At 49.9% G+C, this 13,353-nt stretch carries 12 protein-coding genes; 6 read left to right on the top strand and 6 right to left on the bottom strand.

Annotation, left to right across the window (positions count from 1 at the left end):
• Positions 1–370: 370 nt before the first annotated feature.
• Positions 371–856 carry a flavin reductase family protein gene (locus tag ACN0YR_RS17745; protein WP_417850575.1) on the bottom strand — a complete coding sequence of 162 codons (486 nt, stop codon included), beginning with the start codon at positions 854–856 and terminating at the stop codon, positions 371–373.
• A gap of 471 nt (positions 857–1,327) precedes the next feature.
• Between ACN0YR_RS17745 and ACN0YR_RS17740 the strand changes: the two genes are divergently transcribed.
• The 6 genes from ACN0YR_RS17740 to ACN0YR_RS17715 all read left to right on the top strand — a co-directional run bounded on the left by ACN0YR_RS17740 (position 1,328) and on the right by ACN0YR_RS17715 (position 6,866).
• A complete protein-coding gene (locus tag ACN0YR_RS17740) occupies positions 1,328–1,537 on the top strand; it encodes a hypothetical protein (protein ID WP_417850574.1) in 210 nt (69 codons plus the stop codon).
• 425 nt (positions 1,538–1,962) lie between these two features.
• Positions 1,963–2,364, top strand: a complete 402-nt coding sequence (locus tag ACN0YR_RS17735) for a 6-pyruvoyl trahydropterin synthase family protein (RefSeq protein WP_417850573.1) — start codon at positions 1,963–1,965, stop codon at positions 2,362–2,364.
• Between the two features lie 550 nt (positions 2,365–2,914).
• Entirely contained in the window at positions 2,915–3,544 is a 630-nt protein-coding gene (locus ACN0YR_RS17730) for a PEP-CTERM sorting domain-containing protein (protein ID WP_417850572.1), read from the top strand.
• On the top strand, positions 3,541–4,263 hold the full coding sequence (locus ACN0YR_RS17725) for a PEP-CTERM sorting domain-containing protein (protein ID WP_417850571.1): 723 nt from the start codon (positions 3,541–3,543) through the stop codon (positions 4,261–4,263). Before ACN0YR_RS17730 ends, ACN0YR_RS17725 begins: the two co-directional genes overlap by 4 nt.
• Before the next feature lie 149 nt (positions 4,264–4,412).
• Positions 4,413–5,159, top strand: coding sequence for a PEP-CTERM sorting domain-containing protein (locus ACN0YR_RS17720; protein ID WP_417850570.1), 747 nt, complete (start codon positions 4,413–4,415; stop codon positions 5,157–5,159).
• A 297-nt stretch (positions 5,160–5,456) separates the two neighbouring features.
• A complete protein-coding gene (locus ACN0YR_RS17715) occupies positions 5,457–6,866 on the top strand; it encodes a hypothetical protein (RefSeq protein WP_417850569.1) in 1,410 nt (469 codons plus the stop codon).
• Positions 6,867–7,054: 188 nt separating this feature from the next.
• Here ACN0YR_RS17715 and ACN0YR_RS17710 read toward each other — a convergent pair whose 3' ends face one another.
• The 5 genes from ACN0YR_RS17710 to ACN0YR_RS17690 all read right to left on the bottom strand — a co-directional run bounded on the left by ACN0YR_RS17710 (position 7,055) and on the right by ACN0YR_RS17690 (position 13,252).
• On the bottom strand, positions 7,055–8,407 hold the full coding sequence (locus ACN0YR_RS17710; RefSeq protein WP_417850568.1) for an acetylxylan esterase: 1,353 nt from the start codon (positions 8,405–8,407) through the stop codon (positions 7,055–7,057).
• Positions 8,408–8,906: 499 nt separating this feature from the next.
• The gene (sufB, locus tag ACN0YR_RS17705; protein ID WP_417850567.1) at positions 8,907–10,346 is read right to left on the bottom strand and encodes a Fe-S cluster assembly protein SufB; all 1,440 of its coding nucleotides are present in this window, start codon (positions 10,344–10,346) and stop codon (positions 8,907–8,909) included.
• Between the two features lie 267 nt (positions 10,347–10,613).
• Complete coding sequence (sufC, locus tag ACN0YR_RS17700) at positions 10,614–11,426, bottom strand: Fe-S cluster assembly ATPase SufC (RefSeq protein WP_417850566.1); 813 nt, start codon at positions 11,424–11,426, stop codon at positions 10,614–10,616.
• Between the two features lie 430 nt (positions 11,427–11,856).
• Entirely contained in the window at positions 11,857–12,408 is a 552-nt protein-coding gene (locus tag ACN0YR_RS17695) for an NADH-quinone oxidoreductase subunit B (protein WP_417850565.1), read from the bottom strand.
• Between the two features lie 223 nt (positions 12,409–12,631).
• Positions 12,632–13,252 carry a helix-turn-helix transcriptional regulator gene (locus ACN0YR_RS17690; protein ID WP_417850564.1) on the bottom strand — a complete coding sequence of 207 codons (621 nt, stop codon included), beginning with the start codon at positions 13,250–13,252 and terminating at the stop codon, positions 12,632–12,634.
• Positions 13,253–13,353: the final 101 nt, after the last annotated feature.

The following is a 13,353-nucleotide window of genomic DNA, read 5'->3' as shown; positions in this document are numbered from 1 at the left end:
GTACCCAGTCAGTAAAAATTAACACCGCCAAAGTCGTGGCGTGTTGACTGAATTCAACGTGCGTGTTGCAGTTGAAACGTTCGTTTCGTTTTTGCAACATTCCGTAAATGTGTGGACTCCTCTCCGAGGTCGAAGGGCCGCTTGAAGAACTGCTCATTCTGCCCGCCGACTCAGCGACTCTGCCACCTGTGGGCTTCGGTGGTTCATGTTCCAGAGTCATATTCGCTTCGATGGCGAGATTATTTGCTTCAGATTGAGCAATTACAGATCGACCGGCGCACCCGAATACAAATCAATATGGAGAGACCAGGTTATGAAGTCTCTCGCCCCGATGATTTTGCAAACTTCTCAGTGAGAGCCAGATTGGCGATCAATAGCCAAATCCATTCTTGCGGATGTGAACGTAAGGCTTACCGGTCGCGATCTCCTCGCTCGGTTTTCCCGAAGTGATTTCAACAAGATAGACCGTGTGGTCGCCACTTTGTAATGAACTCCGAACAGTCCCTTCCATCCAGCCCAAAGCGTCACTCAAAACTGTTAAGCCAGCTGGAGTCTCTTCCGTGGCAAGCCCTTCAAAGGCTGGCTCGCCCGGTTCAAAACCTTTTCCGAAATGTCCCATCAGCTTCTTTTGAGCCTCTCCGACGAGGCTTAAGGCGACCGGAACACCTTCTTTCAGCCAATCGTTGAGATACCGTTTCGTGTTGACAGCGACTGTCACCATGGGAGGTTCAAACGATGCCTGCTGGACCCAACTGGCAAGCATTCCGGTTTGGTCATCTTCCGAGCTTCTAGCTGTGAGGATGAGGACTCCACTGGGGATGCGTCCAAGTACTGGGCCGATTTGTTCTTGATTCACAATTTACTCTTTATCTAGGTGAGATCGATTTTGTCGGGGGGAGGAAAGATTCAATAATCATAAACAATTCGAAAGAGGACTGTCATATCAAGCTGCTGCAACAAGTCGCAAAATCGATTCAATTCCTACAAGTTGGTGAGTGAGGTCGGGTGGAATGAGACGCTCGTGACGAATTGTTGTTTTTTTGAAACGGAACACCAGAAAAATCCGCCGACTCCGAAATGATGACCTAAAGATTGGGAGTTGCAGAATGCATTCCCCTTGCCTTGCTGCAAACCTTTACGGAATCGTTGTCCTTAACCGGCACTTCGATTCCTTGGTCAGGTTTAGTTAGAGCCAGCTCTTTCGAGCTTCGGATGTCATCTCTCTTCATTCATTGTGCATGCTCACTGGCGTGCCATGGAATGAAGACCACCCGACATTTGTTCTCGATGAACGGCTCGTAAATCCCTTTATCAGGATGACTTTGAGATGCCTCACATCAATCGAATCAAAGACGCTGCTATCAATCCCACTCCCGAGCAAATCGAAGAAGAGTGCCGCATGATCCGCGCTCACTGGTCGCCAGAAATCTCCGAAAAACGGCAGAAGCAGTTCCGGGTCGACACAGAACACCAAGAACACAAAGCACGGCTCAGGTTCTTGCGATTCCTCGCAGAGTACGCCGAGAGCAAATCGTAGAACTCTATCAAACATGAATTGTCACGCAGGAAGCTTCGAGTCGGTGACTGGCTTTACTGTCAGGCAATTTGAATCAGAGATCGTTCCACATTCCAGGACCAGGTACGCCGGGTTTCCGAACCCGGCGTATTCAACGATGCCGAAGTTCCTGAGCTTTGATGCTTCTCAGCGTTGAAAAGCCTGAACATGGCATTTTCGGGAAGAGTCTAAGTGATCTGTCTCGTGCTGTGCAGCGTTTTCCTGTCTCTCAAGTACTCTCCCTCAATTCAGAGACCTGAGATTGATGCCTCTCATGGTGGCAGCCTGTACTCTTCTTGTAGTGAATCTAGTAAACTCTTGATGAAGTCGTCGGCACGATCATTTTCGCGGCGTGTCTCGATGTCTACAATGGATGTTTGTTGTTCTACGACTAACGGCTCTCTCGAATGTATCGCGTCACCCAGGAAATCGAATTCTGTTACGGTCATCGTTTGCTGAACTATGATGGCAAGTGTCGGCACTTGCATGGACACAACGGGAAAGCCGTGCTTGTCCTGGAAGGGATGGAACTCGATGACCGAGGCATGCTCATCGACTTCACCGATGTTAAAAAGAAAATTCGCTGCTGGATCGAAGACAATCTGGATCATCGGATGATTCTTTGCGAGCATGATCCCGTCCTGCCCACGCTTCAGGAGATGGGTGAAGCACTCTATATCATCGATACCAACCCGACAGCTGAGAACATCGCCAGGCTCATTTTCGAACAAGCCCAACGCAAAGGCTTACCAGTCGTAGAAGTCAAACTCTGGGAAACCTCTCACTCCTGCGCAACGTATTCCGCTTGAACTGCAGTTTCTGGAGCAGTTTGCTGTGCAGCGTTCCTGTGTCGAACGTGTTTCACCAGTGAAATAGCTGTTCCCGACAAGTCCGAACACGAATTCGAGACTGCGACAGGCATTTTCAACGCTTGTTGTTCCAGTGAAGACCGCTTTCAAGGCTTCGCAAGCAACTCGCCTCAATGAAGTCGTACGCCGAAGCTGCCCACCGGCTCAATGCTGTTCAACCGGTCGCTTAAAGCATCTTTCGAATTGGTTTGCAGGTTCTGCCTCGTGGCAAACAGCATTTTTCCTAGAGAAATGTGTTCTTCACGGGCAAACGGTAGAGCAAACGGCTCTAAAGGATGCGGTGATCGTGTCAGAGCGAATGTTTTGAGATGGTTCTCGCCAGATACAAACTTGTCAGGGCTCAGTCTCTCAGGCAATCTTGAGGATATTCTCAGCAATACCTGCTTTTCTTCCAGATTTCTCCGGACAAACAAAGCCTGCTAATCGCATTAGTGATTGGGGCATTAGGTTTTTCGCCTCGGAACCGGGACAAAATAACCAGGTGAAATTGATGCGTTTTTCTATATTTTGCGTTGTGTTGACGGTGATTTGTGGTGTGTTCGCGCCCGTTTCTGGCTCTGCAGGACTGGTGATCCAGTCTTTCAGTGGAGGATCTAATGGTGTTACCAACATTCATCAAACGACTTCCCTGAATATTCTCGTCGGTTCAAATGATGTCGTCATTTCGAAACTCGGATTTTATGACCACAATGCCGACGGATTATTAGCCAGTCATGAAGTCGCAATTTGGACATGGACAGGTGGACTGGTCACTTCAGCGACTGTCCCGGCCGGGACAGTCGCTGAGTTAATTGGACAGTGGAGAATGGTTGATATCACTCCTGTCACTTTAAATGCCAATCAGAAATATCGCATCGGAACACAAGTTTTTGGAGATCGATATATCTTCAATGGTTTCGTCGGTCCATTTGATCCCGCGGTTGGGCCAGTGGCTCCGAGGTCGGGCTATATCAATGGCCCGGGTTTGAATTTCCCGGCGTCCGATGCTTCAGGTCGCTACAACGCAAACGCATTTATTTCGACCTCCTCAGTTCCGGAACCATCATCGATTTTGCTGCTCGGGCTGTGCGCACTGGGATGTGTTGCGATTCGTCGTCAAAGGAAAGGAGCTCTAAGGTGAATTGTCGTTTTTTTTTCAGCAGCATCAAACTTACGATGCTGTTAGTCGTCAGCATTTTTCCGGGTAGTTCGCTGATGGCTGGCATCATTTATGACAACGGCGTCTCTCCGTCGGATGGAGATCAGGCGCGGAGGTCAGACCTGAGTTCGCCAAGTGTTTTCAGTGGGGATGACTTTGTCCTCAGTGCCGATTCCACTTTAAGGTCCATCGAATGGTCTGGGATCTATTGGGCAGACAACACTCCACAAGCGGTCGATAACTTCTCGGTTCGCATCTATGACTTCTCAGGAGCGAATCCTGGAGGCTTTCCGTTGACGACAATCAACGTCGGCAACAACGTTAATCGAACTGACTCAGGAGAAGATTTTTCACTCGGCTCGTATTCGTCTGACATCTTCAGCTATTCAGCAAACATCACGCCGATTGCTCTGACTGCAGGTCGATATGTCCTCTCGATTTATAATGATACCTCGGTCGACAACAACGACGATTGGTTTTGGAGCTACAAAACTGGTGTGGACGGAGTCGATCTTTCATTCCTTGCCACCACGGGATGGACTGAGTATAGCTCGATTCATGACTTCAGACTCCGAGATGACAGTATTGGATCTTCAGTTCCTGAACCGAGTTCAATCCTTTTGTCAATCTTAGGCTTAGGCATGTTGGGGCTGTCTGTAATCGCGCGTCGTAGAAGGTTAAGTGTATCAGCGACAACTTGAAATCCGACCGGTGAGGCCCAGTCGCCAAACTCAGTCCTCACCAGCCGGTCCAGCACCCTCGGGCATACGGTCTGCGCGCCCGTGGGTTTGCTGGTTTCATTGTATTGCGCAGATCATCGGACTGACTATTCCAAATGGTAATTTCAACGATGATCATTCAATTTCGAAACCTGGCAGCATTCTTAATCGGCTGTGTGTGGTTGCTCTCCTCCGCTCATTCCGAGGCAGCCATTATCACCTATTCCGGCACCGGGCATTTGTACGTCCCCAGTATTGCACCAGATCATGACCCGGCTGGTTTCGGACTTACTCCCTATCCGGGGCTTCCCTTTGAACTTGAAGTTAAGGTGAATGACGATCCCCAGAGAGTCTTGTCTCAGGTTCCCGGAAACAGAATCGGGGGTATCAGTGGTTTTGACGGAACGATCACGATCGATGGTGAGACTTTCGACGCTCCTCATGTCCCAATTTTTATCTACGACAATTTCCGAAGTGGGGGAAACTTAGGGAATCCCGAGTTTGACCAAGTCACTTTTACTTTCCGTGCGGTCGTCAACGAAGTGTTAATTGGCATCTACTACATTTACAACCTTCCCTCGGATACTTTTTCCTTTTCCGGCGACCCAACCCCTCCTCCGATTTTTCCAACAACGGCTGTAAGTGGTTATAACGAACCAGGACACAGCAGAAGCGACCATCGCTACCAGTTCATCACAAGCCCAGCTCCCGGACCATCAGGTCTGATCCCGGATGGACACACTCTTTCAGCCACAATAGAAAGCGCCGTCCCGGAGCCAAGTTCCTTCGCACTCCTTTGCCTCGCTTCTACCGGAATGATCGTCATCGCTCGACGAAGGCGACGCTTGATTGCATCCAGATTTCTTGAAAAGAACTGACGCAGGTCGGCACTCGGTGAACTTGCAGCAATTTCCGTTGGGAAGACCTTGTTGTTTCGTCATTCCGACTGCTGGGCACTCCTCACCAATGAGAAGGATCATCCACTTTCTTTCTAGAACCAGTCCGAAAACCTCTGGAATAGCCGCTTCTCTCAACGTTTGAGAGAGCAATTTCAAGTTTCAGGATCAGTTCTATCCATAAAACTCAACGAATGATTGTCTTTCAGTGAATGACAATCATTTCTGTAGAGCCTCCACACGTACCCGATCACTTTCAAAAATGAAAATGGGCATCTTATGTTTTTCAATTTTTTCTCACTGAACTCCAAACCACAAACCAAGTCTTCAGCGAGCGGAGTTGCGGGAAGCTTCCACGATTCCTGTTCGCACCATCGGGCAAGATCCCGGCTAAAAATGTTTGTGTTGTTCTTTGCATGTCTTGGAAGCACGCTCTGGTCTCAACAAGATGGGCAAGCTGGTGTGATCACATTTGAAAGTGGTTTTTTTGATCGCCAGCCGATTACAGGCCTGCCTATCAGTTCTGGGGACAACTCCGTTCAGATTTCAACATCCGGAAGTCCGGGGGCGTACATTGCAAGAAAAGGCGGCCAGCCGACAGCCTTCTATGGGAATGGGGCAGATGGCGTTTATAACCAGGCTTCGGTTGGAAATTTCTTTTTGACAGATGAAAACAGTGGTTACCTCAATGCGAATGGCACGTTTCGCTTTCAGTTCGCGCAGCCTGTTGACAAATTCTCTCTGGATTTGCTGGATTATGAAGGGACAGAAGTTGTTCTGAGCGGTTTTGCTAATTCGGATTTTACTTCAAGCGTCGTTTCGACGACCGCTGGGTTTGGCGGAAATGGAGCGATACAAACCTTAAGTGTCGAGCATGACCAATTCTTAAGCGCCGAGCTGAGGTTCATTCGGCCGGATTACTCTGTCGGTGTCGATAACCTCGAACTGCGGAACGCGACGATTGATGACGGTGGCGGAGACGGTGGCGGAGACGGTGGTGGAGACGGTGGTGGAGATTCATCGCCAGACCCTGTGATTTCTGTGTTCGACTCGGATGCAACGTTTTCTGTTCGGAACCCCAGCAATGGAGTCAACTCGGGCGCCGCAGTGACAACAGTATCGATTGCTGAGGTCGGCAATCTTCCGATTGGTGGGGTTCCCGATGTTCGTGGATTTGCTGAGTTTCTTTCGACTACAAGCGGAGCGGTCGACGAAGCGGAACTCACATTTGATGTGATTAGGAATCAAATGACTTCGATACCGGGACCACAAAACCAGGTCTTCGATATTCAGATTGAACCGTTTGTCACTGGAGTAAACGGCGCCCCAGATGTCATCGATTTTCAAACGCCTGTCGCACCCATCCTAGGGCAATTTAGCACTGGAGGGACTGGCCCAGGAAGCCAATTGAGTTTTGATGTCACGTCGTTATTCAATTCAACATTGGCAATTGGTGGCAACTTGGGATTTCGTTTAAGCCAGGTCAATGAGAATGACCCTCGGGGGCTCGGGTTTACGTTCAATAATTTTCAAATCACAACCACGACCACTCCAGCTTCAAGTCCAGTTCCAGAGCCTGCATCAATGACACTTCTTTTGATGTGTGGCGGGATCGTGCTTTGGCGACGTAGGTTAACACGCCAAGCTCGCGAGAAACGTGACTGCAAAACTTCATCAAGAAGTTGCTGAGCGAGAGATCAGAGAGAAGAGTGGGGTGGAGTAGTACAGCATTTCGCCCCACTCTTTCATCGACACTGGACTTTCATCAAGACTGAGGAAATTGACCATTCCACAATCTCCCGGATTGGTTCTTATTGAAGCGCTTTCTCCACAGACACAAGCTCTAAGGCAAGTGGAGGCATGTTGTGTTGGGGCGGTTAATGGAGTGTTCGGCCTAGCCAGCGGTCGAACCAGGCAAGGCTCATGCGGCGTGCGACTCCGGGGAGTCCGTGGCCGCCGGGGAATGAGAACCAGCTGAAGCAGTCACCGGCTCCGAATTCGCTGAACTGTTTTACGATCTTCGATTCGCTCATTCTGTGCTGAGTTTCGTAGTACTCCAGAGTTTCTTCAAATCCGAGTCGATCTTGTCGGGCTTTTAAAACACTTGGCAGGCCAGGGGTGTCGCGCCAGTTCACATAGACGTCCAGAACCTTTGGGACTTTCTCAAAGAACTTATGCCGGTAGAGTTCCTGTTCCGTGGAGATGATCAGTTGCGGTCGTGGCGCGATCATCGCCATGAGGTCATCGAAGTCGACCGGCAACGGTAAATTTTGATCCTCGATGTACGGCCGGAATTTCTTGATGTAGATGAATGGGCCGCTGTTTGATTTGAAGCCGAATCGTCGTTCCAGTTCTTTGCTGCTGGTCGGAGCGTCAACGCCTTCTTCCCAAGGACGCCAGTTATCATTCGGTGGGACTCGCGACCATGCACTGGCATGGCGGTACCAGTCAAGCACTCCGCCATTGCTGACAGTCGCTGTGATTCGAGGTTCGAAGGCTGCCGCGAACAGCGCCAGATGCCCACCCATCGAAAGGCCGGTGATTCCGATTTGTGCGTGGTCGACAAAATCGAGAGTCTGTAGAAAGTCGACACTCCGCATGCAGTCCCAGGTGTTTTTTCCCACAATGGACCATTCGGGATGCTTCTCGTAGAAGACTCGAGTGTCCATCACTCTTCGCTTTGGCTCGATCCGCTCGCCGTCCGTGATCGTGTCGATGCTCAGTGTGATGAAGCCATGTTGTGCATGGGTTCGTCCGTAGTCCCGCCCCGCTTTCGGATCTGGTGGCGGATCGATCGGACGTTTACCAGATAATCCAATCACCTGATCTTTTCCAGAACCCCAAGTGGTGCTGTGAAGACAGATGATCGCTGGTGTCGGTTTCTTTCGGGCGGCATCTGGAACGAGTAACCAGGCGGTGACTCGGTCGTCAGGCTCGGACTGAAAGCTGACGTGGTATCTCGTGATGCCTTCTTCTTTGGCGACTTCCTTCATTTCAACCCGTAGGTCCGGAATCTCTTTGGGAAAGTCTCCGAGCAGATCCAGCCATTTACGCTCGATGATTTTTCGTTCTTCCGGCCACAGTTTTTTCTTGGCCTTTTCTGGAGAGCCTTCACGGACTCGCGAGTCATCTGCTGAACTCTGTTGATGTGGAGCCAGTGCGGCGGCAGCGAGCACCGGGACTCCCATGCCAAGTAGCTGACGGCGAGTGCTTTTTGAATTGCTGTCCATGGAAGCCTCGGTTTATTGAATTCCGTGATGGAGAAGCATGGATTCATCGCAGCGCCTTTAAGCGCGTTGTTGAATTCATCTTCGCGGTTTTCCCTGTGAGCACCAGACCCTTGAGTCGACGAAATTCGTTTCTTAGAGCAGTTTGCTCTACCGTGTGCCCGTGAAGAACGCATTTCTCTAGTAAAAATACTGTTCGCCACGAGGCAGAACCTGCAAACCAATTCGAAAGATGCTCTAGGACGAGAACCGCGCAAAACTCTGATGTTCAGTTCACTCGAAGTGTATCAGGTCAAGACGTTGTGCCGGAGTGATCTGATTCAAATTACGGTATTCGTATTTTGTTTGAGGCTGAAGAGTTTTTCCAGACAGAAGTTCAAGATTGATATTGGGATGACTTCAGGATTTGAGGTCGAGCAGGTAGACAAAAAAAGCCCTGCCGAATTCGGCAGGGCTTTATCAGTTTTTTAACTGTTGCTCGATGGCTTTGGACGAGATGAACTTATCCAACGCTTCCTTCCATTTGGAGTTCGATGAGTCGGTTCATTTCGACTGCGTATTCCATAGGAAGTTCTTTGACGAGTGGCTCGATGAAACCTGTCACGACCATTGCAGATGCTTCTGCTTCCGTCAGGCCGCGGCTCATCAGATAGAGCAACTGTTCTTCAGCAATCTTCGAAACAGATGCTTCGTGTTCCATCGCGACATCGTCTTCTTCGACTTCGATGTAGGGGTAGGTGTCGCTTCGGCTATCTGAGTCAAGGATCAGGGCGTCGCACACAACGTTGCTTCGGCAGTTCGTGGCACCTTTGACGACTTTCGCCAATCCACGATAGCTGCTCCGTCCGCCATCTTTACTGATGGACTTCGAGATGATCCGGCTTGATGTGTTTGATGCACAGTGAACCATTTTGGCTCCGGCATCTTGGTGCTGTCCCTTGCTTGCGAAAGCAATTGACAATGTTTCGCCGCGGGCACCTGGTTCCATCAGGTAGATTGCGGGGTACTTCATCGTCAGCTTCGAGCCGAGGTTTCCGTCGATCCATTCCATGAGCGAATCGCCATAAGCCATCGCACGTTTGGTGACGAGGTTGTAGACGTTGTTCGACCAGTTCTGAATTGTTGTGTATCGACAGCGGCCTTTTCTTTTCACAAGGATTTCGACAACAGCTGAGTGAAGCGAATCCGAGCTGTAAGTTGGTGCGGTACATCCTTCGACGTAATGGACGCTGGCCCCTTCGTCGACAATGATGAGTGTCCGTTCGAACTGTCCCATGTTCTGCGTGTTGATGCGGAAGTAGGCTTGCAGCGGGAATTCGATATTCACTCCCGGTGGAACATAGATAAACGAACCGCCCGACCAGACTGCGGAGTTCAACGCAGCGAACTTGTTATCGCTCGGTGGAATGATTGTACCGAAGTGCTCTTTGAAGATTTCCGGATGTTCTTTCAGAGCGGTGTCGGTATCAGTGAAAAGGACACCTTGCTTGGCGAGGTCTTCCTGAAGAGAACCGTAAACCACTTCCGATTCGTACTGAGCTTTCACTCCGGCGAGGTATTTCTTTTCTGCTTCGGGAATCCCGAGGCGATCGTATGTTTTGCGAATGTCTTCGGGGACGTCGTCCCAGGACTTCTCCTGACGATCACTGGCTTTGACGTAATAGAAGATGTTCTGAAAATCCATTTCAGACATATCCCCGCCCCAGTTCGGCATCGGCTTGGATTCAAAGATGTCGTAGGATTTCAGGCGGAAGTCACGCATCCAGCCTGGTTCACCCTTCATCTCTGAAATCTGGGCAACGATCTCTCGGTTTAGACCTCGTTGTGAGGTGAACGAGTACTGGTCAGTTGGATCGTGAAATCCGTATTGATAATCACCGATTGCAACGTGTGCTTTTTCGGTATCCGTTGCTTCGTTTTGAAGTGCGTCTGTAGTAGCCATATCTGCTTTCTCCGATTGAAAGTCGGGATTGCTAAAGTGAGTGAATTTCAGTTGTGACAAATCAGTCTCAGGCAAGTAGCCTGACTGACAATGGAACCTCTGGGCGATTGCGAAATGCTTTGATCTCGCAGGAAAATCCAGGAAGGTGTTTGCTGATAATGACGTTTGTTGGCCAAATTGTGGGTTCCGGATCATTGCTTCGGGAACCTGAACCTGGCTTCTCAGGCACTGAGGAAACCCTTCATGGCAGTCGGTGACTCATCAGTTTTAGGCGGTTGCCGGTGCTCCTTTGGCTGCTTCTTCTTCAGCGGCAGCATCCGGGTAACGTTCTCGGACGCCAGCGTATCCGTTGTTGTGAAGTTCACGAGCGAGTGAGGCATCGCCTGTTTCAACAATACGTCCAGCCAACATGACGTGTGTGAATTGTGGGACGTTGTATTCCAGAAGTCGCTCGTGGTGTGTGATGATCAACACGCCCATGTGCGGTCCAGAGAGTTTATTGAGACCTTCGCTGACGACGCGAACGGCATCGCTATCGAGGCCGGAATCGGTTTCATCGAGGATTGCAAACTTCGGTTTGAGCATTGCGAGTTGGAGAATTTCCATTCGCTTTTTCTCACCACCGGAGAATCCATCATTCAGGTATCGGCGAGCAAACTCGGCGTCGATATTCAATTCTTCCATTGTGGAGCGGAGTTCTTTACGGAACTCTCGCATCGGCATGAGTTCTTCACCTTCCTTGCGGTCAGGGTTACGAACATTGCTGATGGCGTGTCGCAGGAAGTCTGCAACTTTGACACCTGGGATTGTGACGGGGTATTGGAAGGCGAGGAACAGTCCGAGTCTGGCACGCTCGGCAGGATCAAGCTCGTTGATGTCCTGGCCATCAATTGTGATTGAACCTTGAGTCACTTCGTACTTTGGATGACCAACCAGCGTGTAGGCCAAGGTGCTTTTGCCAGAGCCATTGGGGCCCATGAGTGCGTGGACCTCTCCTTTGTTGAGTTCGAGATTGACCCCTTTGAGGATCTCGGTCTCGCCAACGGAAACGTGCAGGTTTTCAATTTTCAAAGTAGACATAAGTTCGGAACTGGGAATTAGGAGTGGTAGGAACGACAGAAAAATCTGTGCATCAAACGCCTGCACTGGGCAGTGCGATTTGCTGAGCGCGTTCTGCGCGAATTTCCTCGCAACTCATTGTGATGAATGTGTTTCAGCGTCGATTCTTCAGGCTGCGATGCTCTTGAATAGAGTTTCATTTTCTATTCTTGAGTCTTCGTCTCTCAATCAGGTGACCTGAACTGACGCTTCCTTTTTCTTTGCAACTTCACATTTTCTTGACGGGTAACATTCGTGGTCGTGTGACATCCTTAGTCATCTAACATTCTGAGTAGCGTGACATTCAGGGAGTGTCACAGGCTGCATCAGGGTGAGTTGGCTCTCACAAAACTTGAAAAAGTTCTCGATGTTCGATGGAGTCGAAACGATTTCAGGAGTCTTGTTCGCAGTCTTAGGCCAGAATGATTTCTGGTTCTTTGACGTAGCCAGTGTGGTGAGGAATCGGGAGTGTGTCCCCGTTTCCTTTTGTGATCCGCTTCATGCGGATTTTGTCTTGAATTCGCATCACCCCTTCGAGCAGAGCTTCTGGTCGAGGAGGGCAGCCTGGGACGTAAACGTCGACAGGAACGACGAGGTCAACACCTTTGACAACGTGGTAACCATGTTTGAAGTAAGGACCACCACCAACGGTGCAGGCACCCATGGCAATCACATACTTGGGATCGGGCATCTGTTCGTAAAGTCGACGAACGCGTGATGCCATTTTGTGCGTCACTGTGCCAGCGACGATCATCAGGTCTGCCTGTCGAGGCGTGGCACGAAACGCACCTGCTCCGAAACGATCGATGTCGTAGCGGCTGGCTCCTGTGGCCATCATTTCAATCGCACAACACGCCAAACCGAACGTCATTGGCCAAACACTAGACTGCTTCGCCCAGTTCATTGCCTGTTCAAGTGTTGTCGTGATGACATTTTCTTCAAATTTGCCTTCAATCCACGTCATAATTTACTTCCTGGAAGCCTGCTGCAGGCACGTTGCATGTGCCAGCTGTCGTCATTTGTAATCTTCGACCGGTCCACACCCCGGAGAATCGAACTCAAAATCATTAGTAGAGAGTCTTTGTGACGAAAACAACTCTCGAAAATGAACTCTCAAAACTGGTGACATTCAACACTGAATAATAACGACTTTTCACACACTTTTCGTTGGACACTAAGGTGACCGGTCAGCCGACTTGAAATTCGCAGCATTGATGGCCGTCTAATCGGCACGACGATAACTCAACCGGGACTCCCAGAAGTTCCGAAAAGACCGATTGTTCGAGGTCGCAAATTGACGCATCTTCTGCAGCCAGTTCATGATACGGACAGTTGTGCTCTCGCAGGATCAGCAGGTCTGAAGGGGTTTCTCCGGCTTCATATTCTAAATCAAAACCTTGCTCAGCCATTTTGGACGTTAATAACTGTAACCGGCTGGCGAGGCTTGTTCCGTAAGTGAAATCACCAAATCGTTCAACAAGTGCTGCTTGAACCCCGTTTAAAACAGACTGTCGAACTTCTGGATTCTCGATCAACATCAATTGCCGCCACAGGATGGCTGCGATCTCTGCGTGATCGTCTCCGAGCTCTTTAAGACCAGACTCTGTAAGATGATACGTGTGGCACGGGCGGCCGCGATCCTGTCGTGAGACTTTTCGACTCACAAAACCTTCAGCCTGGAATCGCATCAGTTTTTGACGAACAGCGGTCGCAGTCACGCCGATGGCATCGCACATGCTCTGCACTGTTGCGGGCGACTGTCGCTGCAACACGCTGAGAAATTCATGATCTGATTGATCGCGTGACATCTGCTTCACCTGACGATTTTATCCGTCCCTGCTCCTCGTAGTATAACCATTGCAATGTTTTTGACAACAAGTAATGCGAATAATGCGAAAAGTGTCTGGGA

The sequence above is a fragment of the Thalassoglobus sp. genome (assembly GCF_048270125.1).
Classification (GTDB): Bacteria; Planctomycetota; Planctomycetia; order Planctomycetales; family Planctomycetaceae; genus Thalassoglobus.
The sequence above is the reverse complement of the archived record's forward strand: the minus strand, read 5'-3'. Positions and strand labels throughout refer to the sequence as shown.